Here is a 15,919-nt window from a genome sequence, read left to right on the forward strand (position 1 = left end):
TTTCAAACATACCCAATTTTGGTTCTGTAACAGTCGATAACTTTATGATATCTCTTTGAGATTTACCCGTTTTTCTTTGAGATTATAGTTTTTGAATTTATACCTCATGAAAGCAGACATCATATCTTCATGAGTGGACATGATAATCTGATTATCCCTAAATTCGTTTCTAAGAAGGTCGATAAATCCATACATATTCAACTCATCCATCGTTTGAACCGGGTCATCAATCAACACTATTTTATTCTGCGAATACTTCTTGTGAAGTGACAACGTGAAGGCAATAATGAGGGCAGACAGCTGACCAGAACTCATGGTAAAGACAGCATCGTATGTTTTATTTGAGTCTGTCTGGAATCGTATGCCATCTTTCTCCGAAAAAATAAATAGTCCAATTCCCCCTTGAAAGGATTGCATAATTCTTCCAGAGTATACATGAAAAACGATTTCTATATCCTTAATAATCTTTTTCTGGTAAGATTTTAAAGAAGAATTGTAAGTGTTTTTTAACCCATTTAATTTTTGAGAAATTTCTCTTGCTTCATCCCTGCTTTTGGCCACTTCAAGCAGTTTTGTTGACTTGTCTTGTAAAAGTTGGTTTTGGTCTAAAGACCATTTGTGAGATAGGTATCTTTTCTTTGCTTCTATATTTTCAACGGGGACAGCATCAATTTGATCAAACTCATTGTCAAAATACTCGCGGAAATAGGTCAAAAAATAAGTCTCGATCAGTTCCATGTCGGAGTCATCTTTTAAAGGAGTGATTGCATTTTTAAATCTATCGAAGATTGCTGAAACATCAAGCAGTTGTTCATTACCCAGATATTGTGAATAATCAACTTTAAGGAATTCAAGAGATTTTATTACATCATTAAAGCGGTTAATTTCTGTTTCGATTAATCTTGTCACGAATTCTTCATTGTAATTAAGCTTAGATGAATTTTCCTGTATGGTGTCAATCAAATTTTGAACAGTTCCTGATTTAAACGACACAAACGATTCCTGAAGACGATTACTTTTTTCAGAGTTAATTACTCTGATTTGTTCGGATTTATTTTCGATTTGAAGAAATAGTTCCTCTATGTTACCCCAATCGTAACCACATAATATACATTCGCTAATTGAAGTTCCTGCTTCTCTTAAAATTGTGATTTCACCTATTAATTCATTTCTCGATCTGGAGATATCTGAGTATATTTTGTCCAGTCCCGAAAGTTCCTGGAAGCCAGACAAAAGTTCTTGTTTTGTTTCAGTAAAGGCAACTTTGAGCCCGTTCGGGATAAATTCATAAGTTTCTAAATCTATTATCTGTTCAAGAGTATTATTATTTAGAGATTCTAGTTGGTTAATCAAGTTTTGTAATTGCGATACCCTTGTGCGTAAATCACGTAATTCGTCCTTTCTTGACAAAAAATTGTAAAATTTGAAGAAATCCTGGGTTAAATCTTCATTTTCCAGTAGATAATCTACCGCCCTGTTTATTCTATATTGATTAAATGAGCTTTTTCGCTCAATAAATATTTTTAAACGTTCGAGAACACCATCATTACCGACTACATCTAAATAATTAAACGAATTTGTATCTACATCTTCTTTATCCCAACTCAACTCTTTTTTTTCAAAAAGTTTAATGTAAGTTGATGGCTCTTGTTCTTCAATTAAAGTCCCTTTTAAATTTTCTATCTCATCGTTTAGTGTTTTCGTCTCAATATTCTTATTACTCAGAAAAGCATCGATCCTTCTTTTTAAATTTTCAATTCTTTTAATTTTTTCTTCAAATTCTTTCAGGTCAAATAAATGACCAATATGGCTTTTTCTAGTTTTATCGGAATGTTTTAGCAGAAAAAGACATTCTTCCTGTTCAACATAATTCAAAAACTGAAAATTTGAATCATAGTTTTTGCCAAGTATCCCTGTTAAGAATAGTTCCTCGTCGTCAACAGGGCTTTTTTCTACCGAAGAAAAATCATCTTTTGTGAACAGTTTGTATATTGAAAAGTCTATGTAAGGACTTATTGTGTCAACTTGTGCAAGGCGCTCCAATACATAAATTTGCTCGTTTTTGGCAAACTCGATCGTAATTATGATATCTCCGTCCTGTGCATTTGTATGCTGGAAGGGGTTCTCTGAAAAGCTTTGTCTTCCATCAATCAATTTTGACTTTAAATCATTATACCGCCTTATTTTGCCGGTAAAAACTAATTCAATGGCATCATAAATAGTCGTTTTACCAAATCCGTTTGGACCGTCGAATACAATGATGTTTGAAGAGTTGAAGTCTAAAGTAATATCTCTAAATACTTTAAAGTTCTGGATTCTGATTTTGTTGATTTTCATCCGGCAATACTGATTTTAATTTTTCGAGAATGGCTTCCTCTGTCATGGCACTAAAGTCGTCATCACTCAGTGAAAAAAAATTTTGCTCTAACAAATCATTAAGCTGATTATTCTCGACTGACTTTTTATTGATTTCCTCTAATGATTTTAGGTTATTGGTCTGCGTGATATTTATTTTAATGAATGGTATTTTGATGGCCATTCGGTATACTAATGATTCGAAATCATTAGCATCGAAATGCATTTTATGTTTTTCAAATATTGTATCTGTCAAAATCAATGATTCAATGCTGGGGAGTGCTATTAGTTCATTGATTGCTTCGCTTAAATTTTTTAGTTCTGCATCTGTGTAATAAAGAATACTCTTTTTAAAGTGGTACGGATTTTCCTCAATTTGTAACAAGCTTTCTGGTTTAATATCAGAAATTGCGTTAACCTTGTTTAAAACAAGCAGATTAGCGTTCTTATCAAATGTTGGCTCTTGGATAATTTCTTTTGCTTTTACAAAAAGCTCTATTTGTTCACTTATAATCTTGTCAAGATCTTCATACTGAACAATCACCCAGTAATTTTGCTGCTCTTTCAGTGCATAGATTTTATAATCTGTATTTGCTTTTTCTTCAAGCCCAGCCTCTTCGAATATTCTGCTAATTAGATTAATCATTTAATTTATTTTTTGCTGTTTCGAGATCAATTAGGCTAACCATTTTCCATTGGGTTATTCTATTTCGTTTTTCATCATCATCTAACCCTAAGTCGCCGGTATTTAAGTGACTTACATTATTTGCACAAGCTTCTATATCATCGACATTGCATTCGCTAGTGATAAGATAATCCGAGTTAAAAGGAACATCTACCATCGTATTAAATACTGTTTTTAATATGCGTTCACTCGCATTTTTTTTGTTAGCATCCGAATTGGAATAGTCTATTGAAGTTGGGTAATAATGCTTTCCTTCGGCACAAGTCCAACCAATTCCATTTCCATTATTTGATTCTCTAATTGCCAGCAATATTTGGAAAAAGGCGTCCTTCATTTCATCGTCACTCAAACAATTTGCATATTCCTGTAAATCACGATACGATATTTCTTTGTGTGGTCTAATACTCTGTAAAAAAGCCTTGAAATCGGTGGAATGGAGAGTGTTGAACAGATATAGATAATTGTTCATTTTCTCCCTGACATTATCCGTCAACTGATTTTCGTCACAATCCAAACAAAATTCTTGGTAATATCGGTTTAGATTAGATTTGATTTTGCCCTCAAAATATTTCTCATCTTGAATGATAGCTGTGATATCTTGGCGTATTGCATCGAGGAAATCTGACAGACAAATTGGATTTTCGTAAGCTGCGAAAGCGATAGCCTCACCTCCATGGTTCTTAGCATGAATGTATGTTACCTTATCAGCTATTTTCTTCTCCAATATATCATATAATATTTGTATGTTATTGTTGTTTTGATGCCCTGGAATATCATATTTCTGAAGTGCACTAACTATAATTGCTTTTACCTTATTGTCAATTTCTGATAATGGACAAAAGCCTTCGTTATTATCATAGCAATATATTTTCAATCCTGGATGTTGATTTTCTATTTCATCATTTGTAGATGTATTTTGGGTTGATAAATGAAAATAGGCCTCTACATCTGCTATCCCGGTATTTACTTTTTTTTGTTCAAGTTGATTAAAGTCAGCCTCATAAGTTGAATACTGGTTGCTTTTGACTGCTTTGACTTGGTGCAATGTTATAGGTAAAATATTCCCTTGTTGATTATATTTAACAATTGCAAAATCCTCCAAAGAATCAAGTTGTAAGTGTAATGCATTTATCTCGTCTGGACTTTTTTCAGCTATAAGCTTTAAGGCATGATAAAGTGCCACTCTTCCCTGATATATAAATCCACTCCAAGTTGCTGCTGCTGTATGTGGTAGTATTTGTTTCGCCATAATGGTCAAATTGTTTCTTTACTTTTATTGTTTTAATCAGATTCCCATCACCTCCACCTTACTCTTCCCACTATGCTGCTTACCCACCTTAATCTGCACTGGTGTCCACTCGCCATTTTCTGCACTTGTGAGACGCATCGTCGATCCTGCTAGTTGTGTAAGCGTTTGAGCGCATACATCGAGATATTGAGAGGGACAGGGTCGAGTGAACTGAAACTTTCATCAATAAATAAAGACTCCACTTTCGTGTCGACGTCATCAAGTAGGAATATTCCTTATTTGTGATTATTTCGGCTGCTTGGTATAATTATTAATGCTTTAGTTTGACAACGGGAAGTTAGGAAAATGTTTTTTATTTCCACAAATAAAAATGAAAAAGAGAGAACAATCATATTCCTTTATATATCTGGCTTATCCATGCAAGTTTTCTTTCAACTTTTCAACCTTAGTTTTAATCTCTGCAATCATCTTCTGTCTATCTCGATTATTTTTGCGATCGAGATTTGTATAACCGCTTTCGAGATGAAAAAGTGTATTCATATAGTTTTCGATAGCGTCTTTTATATCCCCTTTGTATTCACTTCGCTTTGCGGTCTCGAGATACGACTTGAATTTGTGCCTTAAGCTCCCATCGATAGCTTTGTCAGAAAAAAGGACGATAATAACACCTATAAGTGGGCTGAGGATTAACGCAAGAAAAAATGACATACCGAATCCTATATTTCTATCCTTTCCTAAAAAGCCTACCAGCAGCGCACAGGCCAACCATAAAAAATATAATGCGTTCATATTAATCGTTTAATCTTTCAATGTGCTCATCAGATAATACACCTCCATTCTGCTCGTAGATTTTCGATAATAAGAAGTTTGTCTTTTTCTGATTGTCTATTATCCGTTCTTGGTTGTAGATATGAATGTCAATCTTGAGATACCACAACGTTATTCCTCTTATCAGTAATATAATACCTAATAACAGCCCGGCTCCGAACAAAAAGCTTAGTAGACCTGATATATCTATACTCATGTTTATTAATTTCTATGCTATTATTGTGTTAATATGGAGGGTTTAGCCTTTCTCCTATTTCGTTTTTCAAAAAACTTATTTCCTTTCTATTTGGTTGGCTAACATAATAAATCCAATGCGTTCCGTCTTTTGTACAAGCGATTATATACTGATCGTCTCCTAGTTCCTTTAAATGATATTCACCGCAGCCTGTTATACGTTTACTCACTAACAATTTACCGATTGTTAGAAGTTCATCGTTATTTGGGCTCTTCCAAGGCTTATCAAATATGTTTTCATCGGCAGAGGATGCATTTTTAGTGACGGTTCCGATAAGGTATAATATCGCCATGATCACAAATAGCCACAAATATGCTCTTTTCATACTTATACCCTAAGCCACCTTCTCCTTCTCATAATACCCAATGCTCTGTACAATTTCTTCCGAGAAGTTATAGATATCATCCAAACGTGCGATATCATGCTTGGTCTCTTTCTTATCCTGATCAAATAAGCCGATCCGTAAGCGGTTGCCCGTGAAGTAGAAGCGGCAGATGGGTTTGCGGTTATTATCATCCAAAAGCACTCCGCAATACGATTGTGTATCGCGCATATAAATACGGCCTACTTCTACTTCCTTGCGTAAGATAGACTTCACAATCAGGAAACCGTCAATCTCATCTTGTGTGGTAATAACCAGTGATTCGGGCTCTGTTGTTGCCGGTGTAGCTTCTTCGGCCGTTTCGGTTTCTTTCTTCAGGGCGCTCTTCAAGCGCTCGCTGATCTGATCGTTCACGATTTGGCCAAAAACTCTTTTGGTAAGGGCGGTAAACTGATCGAGCACTTTGGCGGTTACTAACCCTGGATAAACTTGTTTGGCGAAATAACGGACGAATTCTTCTTTTGGATTATACATTTCGCCATTGATCAAGATCTTGATTTCATTGAAAAATTTGAGATCGCTGGCGGTATTGGAGATACTCTCGAGATCGAATATGGATTTATGGAATTTACGGAGCTCGGCAATTTCATTATCGCGCATTTCGGTAATCTTGAACTCGAAGAAGGGTTTCTCGTCCATTTTATTGGGCGTTACCAGATCGGTATAGAAACGGTACTCGAGCCCGTTAGTGAGTAAGCTGAACTTGGCCTCCGTGGTATGAAAATAACGGAAGAGCTGCGAGTTGTGCGGATCTAAGCCATCGGCATAGTGTTTACACTCGATCAGGATGACGGGTTTCTCGTCTTTAAGAATGGCGTAATCTACCTTCTCCCCTTTTTTAATGCCGATATCGGCTACAAATTCGGGATGTACCTCGAAGGGATCGAATACATCGTAACCGAGTATTCGTAAGAAAGGCATAATTAGCGAAGTTTTGGTAGCCTCTTCGGTTTTGATCTGTGGCAGCAAGCGATCTACCCGCTTGGCAAATTGCTGAATTTCGTCTTTGAAGTCCATGCTGTTTATTTTAGTGTTTGACTTGTTGTTTTATTCGTTAAACTTTAGGCATAGTTAAATATTAATATTTTCGCTTTTTTACGGTTTCCCGTATTTCTGTTTTGGTTGTTGGTTATTCGTTATTGGTTACTCGTTATTGGTTATTCGTTATTGGTTATTCGTTATTGGTTATTCGTTGTTCCAATGTACATCTCCTTCAGTTTACTTTAATTTATATTTCATTATTAGATTCGTCTTGATTGACTATAACTTCTGGCCGGATATAAGTCGGTTCTCCTTTTGGTACACGCGGATCGTCTCCGTAATAGTTCTCACCTTCTTCGCCCTGCCGGAATATCAACACCAAAAAATAAAAGGGAACTATTTGATACCAACCATTACTGCCAAGATCATGGCATCTCTTTGCACCCTGCGCCCACAAAAACCACAAAAGTGGTACAGCTCCTAATCCCAAAAGGTTATAAATAGAATCTTCGTCATCACCTATTACGATGTTGATGAAGATTATGAAGATAAGATAGATCAAAAAGCTGATACCGTATTCCATCCTCCTGATACGGCCTTCAAATGAAAAGGGTGCTCTGAACATTTTGGTTATTGGTTGATTGTTAGTTATTGGTTACTCGTTATTGGTTATTCGTTATTGGTTGTTGGTTATTGGTTGTTGGTTCCGATGTACATAGCTACTGAGCCTGTTTTTAGGTTGTTAGTTGTTCGCGTCTCACACGAAGCCATTACATTTTCAATTATTGTTTTTTGTTCTGATTCTATAGGTTATAGAAATGCTGCATTCCTATTCCATTGGTTGCTATGTTCTAGTTGTTAGTTGCCAGTTGCGAGTTGTCAGACTCACAAAGCTCCCTCACTATTTGATTTCGTTGGTTCAGTTTGTTTAATGTTTTAGTTTGACCTTTTCTTTTTTCTTTTGGACCGCCAAAAGAAACAAAAGCTCGCGACTTGAAATCTTCTTTGATCGGCTCTGCTGTTACTTAGCCTCTACTACCCGAACATTTCGAGGTCGCTTTTTTCCTTATTGAAGGGTTATTTCCTTCGACTATCGATAGCTAATTTTTAGTTTCCTGACTTTGGCTTAGTTTGTTTAATGTATTATTCTGATTATGGAAAGTTAGAAAAAGATTTTTTGATTTCACAAATAAAAATAAAAAAGTGAGAACAATCATATCGCTTAACCTGTGCATTGATTCGATTTTCCTTCAAATTTTACGACTACCATATAGAACAGGAAACTATTTTCACGAATTGTGTTTTGGATTATATGAAAGTGAATAGAAGATCAACTTTCTGTAGGAGCATTTGGAGTTTGGTTTTTATTGAGAATATAGAGAGGAATTTCTTCACATGTTCCTTAAGCCACCACAAGCCTAAATCATTTTAACGCTCATTTCATAAGGCCGACCTTACCATTGCACGAGAACAAAAAAGCCATGCACAAAAAAGTGCATGGCTTCTAAACTTATGCTGTATACTCTATAGCTTTTCAACTACTTCCAAAGGCAGCTTCAGGCTTTTGGCAATTTGCTCATTGCTTAAAAGTCCCGTTTCTTTTAAAGATTTAGCTGAATCCAGCTTCTCTTGACCTGCCTTTGCACGTTCTTTTTCTGTAGCCGCTTTTGTAGCCACTTTTGCGGCTTCTTTTATTGCGTAATCAAAGGCATTCTGGGTATCCCATTTTGCCTTTAGGCTCGCTTCGTAAGGAAATGATTTTACTTTTGTCATGATACAAAAGTAACAAAAGATCTAGGCTGTATGAACTTCGCTAAATGATTCAGCTCCTTCACGCAATCCTGTTGAGCCGCTCTACCCGCTAACCCCTACTTCGCTTCTTAACATGATTTTTAGGCCCCAACAAGGCTAAATCATTTTAACGCTCATTTCATAAGGCCGTCATTGCCATTGCACGAGAGCCCCGTTCGGGTCTGACGATATCTTAAACAAAAAAACCATGCATTTAAAAATGCATGGCTCCTAAACTTATGCTGTATACTCTATAGCTTTTCAACTACTTCCAAAGGCAGCTTCAGGCTTTTGGCAATTTGCTCGTTGCTTAAAAGTCCTGTTTCTTTTAAAAATTTAGCTGAATCCAGCTTCTCTTGATCTGCCTTTGCACGTTCTTTTCGTGTAGCCGATCTACTAATATTTTTAGCATAAAATATTCTTTTATTTCAAATAACAAAATGAAAAAGTGAAACAATCATATTCCTTAGCCTGTACATTGATTCGATTTTTCTCTAAATTTCACATTGCTAAATAGAGCATGAAACTGTTTCACGAATTGGATCTCGGTTATATGAAAGTGAATAGAAGACAACTTTCTGCGGGAGCGCCTGTAGTTTTGATTCTTTAGTCTAACATATTATCGAAAAACTAGTCTAGAAACCGAAGTATTTCTTCGACGGCTTTCCAGTTCTTTTTAAACTTTTTCTTGCTTTCATCGTGTAAAAACAATAGCCGCCCCGACATTTAAATACAACATGCCGACATTTGAACACTTTTAATTTTTCAAACAGTCGCAATTTTGCCACATAAAATTTGAAGAAGATGGAAGTAATATTGATTACAGGTGCAACAAGCGGAATTGGTGAAGCATTAGCATACCGACTAGCAAAGAAAAAACGCAACCTGCTTCTGGTTGCACGAAATGAACAAAAACTGAAACAGCAATGCGAACAACTATCAAACCAAAACGGAATTACCGCAAGTTACATTGTTGCAGATTTGAGCAAACCCGAAACCGCATATTATGTTTTTGAAGAGGCTAAAAAGAGAAACTTGTCGGTAAACGTTCTGGTGAATAATGCAGGAATTGGTTCAAGTGGAGAGTTTGTAAACAACAATTTGCAGTCCGAGTTAGAAATGTTGCAATTAAATAATTCTTCATTGGTAGCACTTTGTCATCTTTTCCTGCCCGAAATGAAAAACAACAAAAATGGAACTATTATAAATGTCGGTTCTATGGCTTCCTTTTTTCCAAGTCCATATATGAGTGTTTATGCGGCTTCCAAAATGTTTGTACGTTCATTTACCCAGGCATTGACCGAAGAATGCAAACCTTATGGAGTAAATGTAATGCTGTTTTGTCCGGGATTTACGAGTTCCAATTTTATGAATACTGCTGCCAACAATAATGAATGGGGAAAAATACTTGTAAAAGGTGCGTATACACAGACACCTGAACAAGTTGCCGCAGAAATGATAAAAGCATTGGAAAAGAAAAAAACATTTCATGTTTCAGGATTTCAAAATGCAATGTTAGCAAAAATAGGGTCTTTAATTCCATACTCTACTATTACGAGCGTTTTTGCTCAACGAAAAAGAAAAGAAATGGGATTGTAATTTATAAATTTGAACTTATGAACAAGCAGGAAGTTGCAACGGTAAATATTCGGTCATTGGCACAACAACATCAGCTATTGGGTTTAGCGAAACCGAAACATCCTTTGTTTAGTTTACTGCGATTTGAAGATTTCCCAAAAAATGAAGTGGAACAACGCACAAAATTAGTTTCGGATTTATATCAGATCACGCTTAAAAAAGATTGCCCTTGCAAAACGCAATACGGGCAAACGCAATACGATTTTGACGAGGGGGTCATGTCTTTCTTTTCTCCGAAGCAAGTGAACATTTTAGAAGTAGGCAATTTTATTCCGCAAACGGGTTGGTTGCTGTCCGTACATCCCGATTTTTTGAGAGGTTATCCCTTATCGCAAAAGACAAAAACGTATGACTTTTTTCATTATGCTGTTAACGAAGCATTGATATTGTCAGATGAAGAACAAAAGTCCATTGAAGCCATTTTTTTACAGATAGAAAAAGAAACAAGCTTACCGATAGACAAATTTAGTCAGGATGTAATTATTTCAAACATTGATTTATTGCTTACGTACTGCAATCGTTACTATCATAGACAGTTCATTACACGAAAACAAAATAGTAGTGAACTTTTAAGCAAATTTGAAAGCTTGCTAAATGCTTATTTTACGGAAACGGAAAACGGTTTACCGACTGTAAACTATTTCGCTTCTAAACTTAATTTATCACCAAAGTATTTGAGCGATTGTTTAAAACAACTCACAGGTCAAACCGCACAACAGCATATTCACGACAAATTGATTGAAAATGCTAAAGAAAAACTGACAAGCACCGGACTTTCAGTAAGTGAAATAGCGTATCAATTGGGTTTTGATTATCCGCAATCATTCAGTAAATTATTTAAACAAAAAACCGAAATGTCGCCTTTAGCGTTCCGGCAAAACTTTAACTGATAACTACTTCAAATATCACGCGCTCCTGAATACGCATTCCTCGGATTCGAAAACCTATAGTTATTGACTCAGCGCGAATTGTGTTCGGGGTTATAGGAAAGTGAACAGAAGATCAACTTTCTGTGGGAGTGCTGGAAGTTCTTATTATTTTACGCTCATTCCATAAGGCTGTTCTGCGATCGCACGAGAGCCTCGTTTGACTTATCTGTTGTAATTGAACACAAAAGCCATGCACATTTTTTTTCGGTGCATGGCTTAAATATGTATGATAAATAGATTAGTCTATTTATTCTTATTATCTAGTTTGGCGCGAATTTTTTGAACGAATTCAATTGATACCTTTGCGGCTCTGGCGGCTTGCTCATCGGTAAAGCCGAACTCAAGCAATAGATTTTCTACAAACTCTTTACTCTTTTTTTGTTCGCCCTTTTGTATTCCTTCTTTTGTTGCTCTATCAAGCATCAGTTCTTCTATGCCCATAGCTTCGCTCCTTCCTTTAACCGTTTGTATTTGTTTATCAAAAATAACATTATTATACTGATTATCAAAATGCACATAATACTTCAAAAAATTCATTAATGCTCTGATCTTCTTACTGCTAAGCTGTGCCTTCGCCAACTTTCGCAATAGCGTTCCTTTGAATTCCAGCAGCTCGCTATCTCTTTTCTCGCTGTCCTCTGCCCTATTGCCAACAAAAGCGCTCCTACCAACCAGTACCGCAAGAGCAAAGGGATTATCACTCTGTAGTAACTCTTGCTCATTAGAATGAGCCAGCTGGTATGTATTAAAGCGATAAGTTAAACTGGTTCCTTGATAGCTGGTTTCGTATCTATCAGGTCGCTTCATCTTGTATCCGTCCGTAAAGATGGCATAGGCACTGATACGTCGGTTGTATTTGTCCAATATCCTGTAATAGTAAGTGAACATACGCCTGGGGAAATCCTTTTGATACCTTCCTTGTACTTCTACATGAATCAGTATCCATTCCTCCTTCCCTTCCCAGGTGTTTACTCTTGCCAGCTTGTCCACAACCTTCGGCGAAAATTCATCTTCTTCGGGCGGGAATAACTGCTCGAGTTCTTTATCGAGAAAGGCGATGCCCTTTTTCAGGTCGTATATATCATCAGCCTCGGGATGCATGAAACGAAGGAAGTCATCGAAGATCTCTTCCAATATCCCCTTCCATAACAGATCGTCTTTTTTTGCCATCGACAGGTTCGGCTTTGGTTCTATGGCAAAGATACTGAAAACAACTGAATATTACTAATATTTTTAGCACAAAACATTTACAAGGTATTAACAATATTCAATCCCTTCGCAAATCTGTTTTATTTAATTGTGTTACTCAAAAAGAGAATTAGTCATTTTGCTTTTTAACAAATTTCAGCGTCTTAACGGCTTCTAAAACTGCTTTCTGATTCTCTGGCTTTAAATCATGTCCACTTAACTGGAATCGGACGTTGTTGTTACCTACAGCCCATAAGCTATCGAAATAGACCCCCGTTATGCCATTGCCAGCTTGCTTTGGTTCTACGATTTTAGCGGTTCGTCCATTAACTTCAAATTGAGAATAGTTGTTTACATAAAACTCATCTGGATTCTTACTTGTATCAACCTCCGCGACAATATGTATATAAGGCTCTTTCAGCAGCCTTTTATCAAAATACCGGGTGGAAGATTTAGGTATTAGTACAATTGATTCTTCTAATGAATTGGAGTAGAATCCTAAATCAAAAGACAAGGTATCTTGCTTATCAATAGCAATCTGTCCTACATAAGAATCGATCCCTTCCGCCTGTACAGGTTCCCATGTTTTCGGGACTTCAATACTGAAAGATTCAAAGTTGAGCGTTTTAGTATCGGAACACGAGGAGACAATAATAGTTGCCAATAGGCAGCAACACTGTAATCTGCGAAAAACCCTATCTAATTTTAATAACACACACATTTATTTCTTTAATCGAAAGCTAAACGGAATATTAAAATCTGCTTTCCCGCAATCCTCTGGAATTGTATCCTTAGTTTACATTGCTAGTCAGCAATTATTTTCCAAAGTTAATCATTTATATACTACTTTTTTAAGCCCATCATATTGGAGGATAACTTTGGATTGCATGAAGCCTCTTCATTTTCTCTTCCTGTTTTTTTATGGACCTAAATAATCTTCGAATCAGCTTGCGGAGCTTACTCCCTCCGGCTTCCTCTGAAGTCGATTTAATTTCGCAAGCTGAATCACTTGCATTTGAAGTGGGATCACCTAGATTGAATAGCCAGTCACCACTCTTTTCGTAGAAATCGGTTATACTTTTCATAATCTAAAATCAGACGTCTAAATAGCAGTCACTTAGGCAAATATAAGGTATTTTTTAAAATTGTCGGCAATTCGCTTGTTGCTCAGTAGTCTTGTACGAAAGGCAGTATGGTAAAGAATATCCGATCATTAGCGATTAATCGTCGTTAACATATGCCAGTATATCCCCTGGCTGACATTCCAAGGCCTTGCATATGGCTTCCAAAGTTTCGAACCTTATTGCTTTCGCTTTGCCTGTCTTCAATATTGACAAGTTGGCCAAGGTAATACCTACTTTTGATTGCAGTTCGTTGAGGGACATTTTACGTTTGGCCATCATCACATCCAAGTTTACTACTATAGCCATCTCTGTTAAATAGTTAATCGTTGCTCCTCCTGAATCATAGTGCCTACTTTATAGATAAATGCCAATATCAGTACAAATATACCAATCTTGATATCTGCCAAATCATAGCGAAAGCTAGGGAAAGAGGTTACAACGTCATTTGCAAAATGATTTAATCTTTGCCAACTGTATAGGGCGATACCGATTTTTAGTATTCCATAAACGAGATATAAACATCCAATCAACGTAATTCGCTTTGTTATTCCTATTGTAAAAGGATTGGCCAGATTAAGTTTGCTAACGGTGGACAATAAAAGTACACAGATCGTGAATGTAAACAGCGAAGAGGGGAAATCGTGATAACCTTTAACGTGTTGATACAGTATTCTGTCAATAATATTATCCGAATTGAAAACATAGGTTCCGCTATTAACCGAATAAATTCATAGATTTAGGATATGATTTAATTAATACAAATTTTTCTATATACCATTAAAGATACATTATTGATCCGTTAAAACTGACGAAAACAGCAAGTTCATTAGCCGTCATAATTCTATTGAGCTATGAAGAGTTAGAAAAAGATTTTTGATTTTAAAAAAATGAGAAGATTTAGGAAAGTATAAATTTCCTCCTATCGACGATTTGGCAAGTGTATCTACGCTATTACGTTTGAAACTTTTAAAAAATAACTTAACTTCATACCAATTATAACTTCCTATTTTATGATACAACGAATAAGTCTGTTAAGTACCGTACTTATTTCTCATCTGCTGTTAAACTGTCTGCTTGTCTCAGCGCAGGAAGACGATTCTGTAAAATTTACGGCTATTGAGGATAGTGTCATTTCTATAAGAATGCAGAAAATGCTCGGTAGCGGCCCTGATGGCAACATATCCTTTTCAATAGGGGTACAAATGGATTATCCTGAAGAAATAAAGGTCTGTAACCCTAATGTCACCGGTATTCCGGAAAGCATTCGCCAGGCAACTGCTTCCTTTTTAATATTGGATAATTTTCAATTCTATTTTCAAAATTATATTGCAGGAAAAATGCCTAAAACTTATTTCCTGCAGGAAGCAAAAAAAGCCGGATGGGATTTAAAGGATACCCTGTTCCTTTCTCGCGAACCCCTGCGGTGTGTACTGCAATTTGTTACGGGTTTAAACGACAAAGGTGAAGCCATTTTTATTGCAGATATTAATGGGAATAATGATTTCTCTGATGATGCGATAAAACGCTTATCGAGTTTAGCTCATTTAACGTATGGGGCGTCGCCGATTCCCGTTCCGGTGGATTACAGTGAAAGCGGTCAAATTCTTAAAGATACAGTGCATATAATTTTAGCAAGCCACGAAAAGGACAGTGAGGGTAAACCCATGCTTACTATAACGCATCCTGAGTTTTATTACCGAAAATATACAGTAACGGGATCCCTTATTACTTATGCTGTGGGCGTTCAATCGGTGATCCGCTTAGATTGTATGTCGTGCCGGAACAACCGAATTTCAGTCCAATGCAGAGGGACAAAGGTTACAGATTGGGCGATCTGATCCAATTAAATGGTAATTCATTTATTTTCAAAAATAGTTTGAGTCACGGCAGGATAATACGTTTGGAAGGAAAAGGCCTAGGCGCCATTCAGATCGGTCAACAGCAGCCCGGATACGCAGATGTAACCCGCGCAGATATCGATACGAAATCTGTGAGAAATCAAGTAGGTTTTATCGCCCCAACGGTAGCAGGTACAAATTAATCGATAACAAAAAGATCAATACCGATAGCCTCAGGGACCGCTGGGTTTTTATCGACTTCTGGAGCACTACCTGCGGCCCATGCATAGAGGAGTTTCCAAATCTGAAAAAGCTGTACGGAACGGTGGATAAAAGCAGGGTTGAGTTCATTGCTGTGGTTGATGAGCGTCGTGGAGCTAGCCTTCAGGAATTGATGAGGAAACATGAACTTCCCTGGCCTACACTTAAGATGGGAACCGGCACAACCATGGAAGGCTATGACATTTATTCTTACCCTACCACTGTACTGATTGATCCAAAGGGTAAAATTGTACGAAAGGATATACGCGGGGAAGAACTAAATAATGTATTTCAGGATTTGCAACTGTTGCAATAATTGGATTTTAGAGGCGTACTTCGTACGCCATACGTTCCTCCCTGCCTACCAGCATGCAGATTTAATTTCGATGTTTCTTGATAAATAATGCTCTTCTAGAAGTTTTTGCAGAACTAAGA

At 36.6% G+C, this 15,919-nt stretch carries 19 protein-coding genes; 5 read left to right on the forward strand and 14 right to left on the reverse strand.

Annotated elements, in window-relative coordinates; all coding sequences use genetic code 11:
* Positions 1-42 precede the first annotated feature (42 nt).
* The 9 genes from FKG96_RS19805 to FKG96_RS19850 form a co-directional block, all read right to left on the reverse strand.
* Positions 43-2,337 (reverse strand): AAA family ATPase, encoded by a 2,295-nt coding sequence (locus FKG96_RS19805; RefSeq protein WP_149105906.1) that lies wholly within the window; start codon positions 2,335-2,337, stop codon positions 43-45.
* On the reverse strand, positions 2,303-3,001 hold the full coding sequence (locus FKG96_RS19810) for an ABC-three component system middle component 1 (protein ID WP_149105907.1): 699 nt from the start codon (positions 2,999-3,001) through the stop codon (positions 2,303-2,305). The genes FKG96_RS19805 and FKG96_RS19810 overlap by 35 nt, the downstream gene beginning before the upstream one ends.
* On the reverse strand, positions 2,994-4,289 hold the full coding sequence (locus FKG96_RS19815; RefSeq protein ID WP_149105908.1) for an ABC-three component system protein: 1,296 nt from the start codon (positions 4,287-4,289) through the stop codon (positions 2,994-2,996). Before FKG96_RS19815 ends, FKG96_RS19810 begins: the two co-directional genes overlap by 8 nt.
* 411 nt (positions 4,290-4,700) lie before the next feature.
* Positions 4,701-5,078: a hypothetical protein gene (locus FKG96_RS19820; RefSeq protein ID WP_149105909.1), complete on the reverse strand. Its 378-nt coding sequence runs from the start codon at positions 5,076-5,078 to the stop codon at positions 4,701-4,703.
* A gap of 1 nt (position 5,079) precedes the next feature.
* Positions 5,080-5,313, reverse strand: coding sequence for a hypothetical protein (locus FKG96_RS19825; RefSeq protein WP_149105910.1), 234 nt, complete (start codon positions 5,311-5,313; stop codon positions 5,080-5,082).
* A 28-nt stretch (positions 5,314-5,341) separates the two neighbouring features.
* On the reverse strand, positions 5,342-5,677 hold the full coding sequence (locus tag FKG96_RS19830; protein ID WP_149105911.1) for a hypothetical protein: 336 nt from the start codon (positions 5,675-5,677) through the stop codon (positions 5,342-5,344).
* A gap of 9 nt (positions 5,678-5,686) precedes the next feature.
* Positions 5,687-6,751, reverse strand: coding sequence for a type I restriction endonuclease (locus FKG96_RS19835; RefSeq protein ID WP_149105912.1), 1,065 nt, complete (start codon positions 6,749-6,751; stop codon positions 5,687-5,689).
* A gap of 211 nt (positions 6,752-6,962) precedes the next feature.
* Positions 6,963-7,340: a DUF805 domain-containing protein gene (locus FKG96_RS19840; protein ID WP_149105913.1), complete on the reverse strand. Its 378-nt coding sequence runs from the start codon at positions 7,338-7,340 to the stop codon at positions 6,963-6,965.
* Positions 7,341-8,239: 899 nt separating this feature from the next.
* Complete coding sequence (locus tag FKG96_RS19850; RefSeq protein WP_149105915.1) at positions 8,240-8,488, reverse strand: hypothetical protein; 249 nt, start codon at positions 8,486-8,488, stop codon at positions 8,240-8,242.
* A gap of 822 nt (positions 8,489-9,310) precedes the next feature.
* Between FKG96_RS19850 and FKG96_RS19855 the strand changes: the two genes are divergently transcribed.
* Together FKG96_RS19855 and FKG96_RS19860 are read left to right on the forward strand one after the other, a co-directional pair.
* A complete protein-coding gene (locus tag FKG96_RS19855; RefSeq protein ID WP_130855187.1) occupies positions 9,311-10,105 on the forward strand; it encodes an SDR family oxidoreductase in 795 nt (264 codons plus the stop codon).
* 17 nt (positions 10,106-10,122) lie between these two features.
* Positions 10,123-11,034: an AraC family transcriptional regulator gene (locus FKG96_RS19860; RefSeq protein WP_130855186.1), complete on the forward strand. Its 912-nt coding sequence runs from the start codon at positions 10,123-10,125 to the stop codon at positions 11,032-11,034.
* 282 nt (positions 11,035-11,316) lie between these two features.
* Here FKG96_RS19860 and FKG96_RS19865 read toward each other — a convergent pair whose 3' ends face one another.
* From FKG96_RS19865 to FKG96_RS19885, 5 genes are all read right to left on the reverse strand, one after another.
* A complete protein-coding gene (locus tag FKG96_RS19865; RefSeq protein ID WP_130855185.1) occupies positions 11,317-12,243 on the reverse strand; it encodes a hypothetical protein in 927 nt (308 codons plus the stop codon).
* 148 nt (positions 12,244-12,391) lie between these two features.
* A complete protein-coding gene (locus FKG96_RS19870) occupies positions 12,392-12,976 on the reverse strand; it encodes a hypothetical protein (protein WP_130855184.1) in 585 nt (194 codons plus the stop codon).
* 145 nt (positions 12,977-13,121) lie between these two features.
* Entirely contained in the window at positions 13,122-13,346 is a 225-nt protein-coding gene (locus FKG96_RS19875; RefSeq protein WP_130855183.1) for a hypothetical protein, read from the reverse strand.
* 135 nt (positions 13,347-13,481) lie between these two features.
* Complete coding sequence (locus FKG96_RS19880; RefSeq protein WP_130855182.1) at positions 13,482-13,691, reverse strand: helix-turn-helix transcriptional regulator; 210 nt, start codon at positions 13,689-13,691, stop codon at positions 13,482-13,484.
* 5 nt (positions 13,692-13,696) lie between these two features.
* Positions 13,697-13,915, reverse strand: a complete 219-nt coding sequence (locus tag FKG96_RS19885) for a hypothetical protein (protein WP_371719231.1) — start codon at positions 13,913-13,915, stop codon at positions 13,697-13,699.
* Between the two features lie 480 nt (positions 13,916-14,395).
* Here FKG96_RS19885 and FKG96_RS19890 point away from each other — a divergent pair, with 480 nt between their 5' ends.
* Genes FKG96_RS19890 through FKG96_RS19900 form a run of 3 tightly spaced genes read left to right on the forward strand, consistent with a single transcriptional unit; the run spans position 14,396 to position 15,800 of the window.
* The gene (locus tag FKG96_RS19890; RefSeq protein WP_149105916.1) at positions 14,396-15,223 is read left to right on the forward strand and encodes a hypothetical protein; all 828 of its coding nucleotides are present in this window, start codon (positions 14,396-14,398) and stop codon (positions 15,221-15,223) included.
* A complete protein-coding gene (locus FKG96_RS19895; RefSeq protein ID WP_149105917.1) occupies positions 15,187-15,426 on the forward strand; it encodes a hypothetical protein in 240 nt (79 codons plus the stop codon). The genes FKG96_RS19890 and FKG96_RS19895 overlap by 37 nt, the downstream gene beginning before the upstream one ends.
* Before the next feature lie 14 nt (positions 15,427-15,440).
* Positions 15,441-15,800, forward strand: a complete 360-nt coding sequence (locus FKG96_RS19900; RefSeq protein WP_256377678.1) for a TlpA disulfide reductase family protein — start codon at positions 15,441-15,443, stop codon at positions 15,798-15,800.
* The last annotated feature ends 119 nt before the right edge of the window (positions 15,801-15,919 follow it).

The sequence above is a fragment of the Olivibacter sp. LS-1 genome, from assembly GCF_008245145.1.
GTDB classification, from domain to species: domain Bacteria; phylum Bacteroidota; class Bacteroidia; order Sphingobacteriales; family Sphingobacteriaceae; genus Olivibacter; species Olivibacter oleidegradans.

What these genes read in the sequence shown, in the direction of transcription:
- FKG96_RS19890 (WP_149105916.1), top strand. Translation starts at nt 14,396, where the DNA reads ATGATACAACGAATAAGTCTGTTAAGTACCGTACTTATTTCTCATCTG.
- FKG96_RS19875 (WP_130855183.1), bottom strand. Translation starts at nt 13,346, where the DNA reads ATGAAAAGTATAACCGATTTCTACGAAAAGAGTGGTGACTGGCTATTC.
- FKG96_RS19880 (WP_130855182.1), bottom strand. Translation starts at nt 13,691, where the DNA reads ATGGCTATAGTAGTAAACTTGGATGTGATGATGGCCAAACGTAAAATG.
- FKG96_RS19835 (WP_149105912.1), bottom strand. Translation starts at nt 6,751, where the DNA reads ATGGACTTCAAAGACGAAATTCAGCAATTTGCCAAGCGGGTAGATCGC.
- FKG96_RS19810 (WP_149105907.1), bottom strand. Translation starts at nt 3,001, where the DNA reads ATGATTAATCTAATTAGCAGAATATTCGAAGAGGCTGGGCTTGAAGAA.
- FKG96_RS19825 (WP_149105910.1), bottom strand. Translation starts at nt 5,313, where the DNA reads ATGAGTATAGATATATCAGGTCTACTAAGCTTTTTGTTCGGAGCCGGG.
- FKG96_RS19865 (WP_130855185.1), bottom strand. Translation starts at nt 12,243, where the DNA reads ATGGCAAAAAAAGACGATCTGTTATGGAAGGGGATATTGGAAGAGATC.
- FKG96_RS19855 (WP_130855187.1), top strand. Translation starts at nt 9,311, where the DNA reads ATGGAAGTAATATTGATTACAGGTGCAACAAGCGGAATTGGTGAAGCA.
- FKG96_RS19805 (WP_149105906.1), bottom strand. Translation starts at nt 2,337, where the DNA reads ATGAAAATCAACAAAATCAGAATCCAGAACTTTAAAGTATTTAGAGAT.
- FKG96_RS19840 (WP_149105913.1), bottom strand. Translation starts at nt 7,340, where the DNA reads ATGTTCAGAGCACCCTTTTCATTTGAAGGCCGTATCAGGAGGATGGAA.
- FKG96_RS19815 (WP_149105908.1), bottom strand. Translation starts at nt 4,289, where the DNA reads ATGGCGAAACAAATACTACCACATACAGCAGCAGCAACTTGGAGTGGA.
- FKG96_RS19895 (WP_149105917.1), top strand. Translation starts at nt 15,187, where the DNA reads ATGCAGAGGGACAAAGGTTACAGATTGGGCGATCTGATCCAATTAAAT.
- FKG96_RS19820 (WP_149105909.1), bottom strand. Translation starts at nt 5,078, where the DNA reads ATGAACGCATTATATTTTTTATGGTTGGCCTGTGCGCTGCTGGTAGGC.
- FKG96_RS19830 (WP_149105911.1), bottom strand. Translation starts at nt 5,677, where the DNA reads ATGAAAAGAGCATATTTGTGGCTATTTGTGATCATGGCGATATTATAC.
- FKG96_RS19860 (WP_130855186.1), top strand. Translation starts at nt 10,123, where the DNA reads ATGAACAAGCAGGAAGTTGCAACGGTAAATATTCGGTCATTGGCACAA.
- FKG96_RS19850 (WP_149105915.1), bottom strand. Translation starts at nt 8,488, where the DNA reads ATGACAAAAGTAAAATCATTTCCTTACGAAGCGAGCCTAAAGGCAAAA.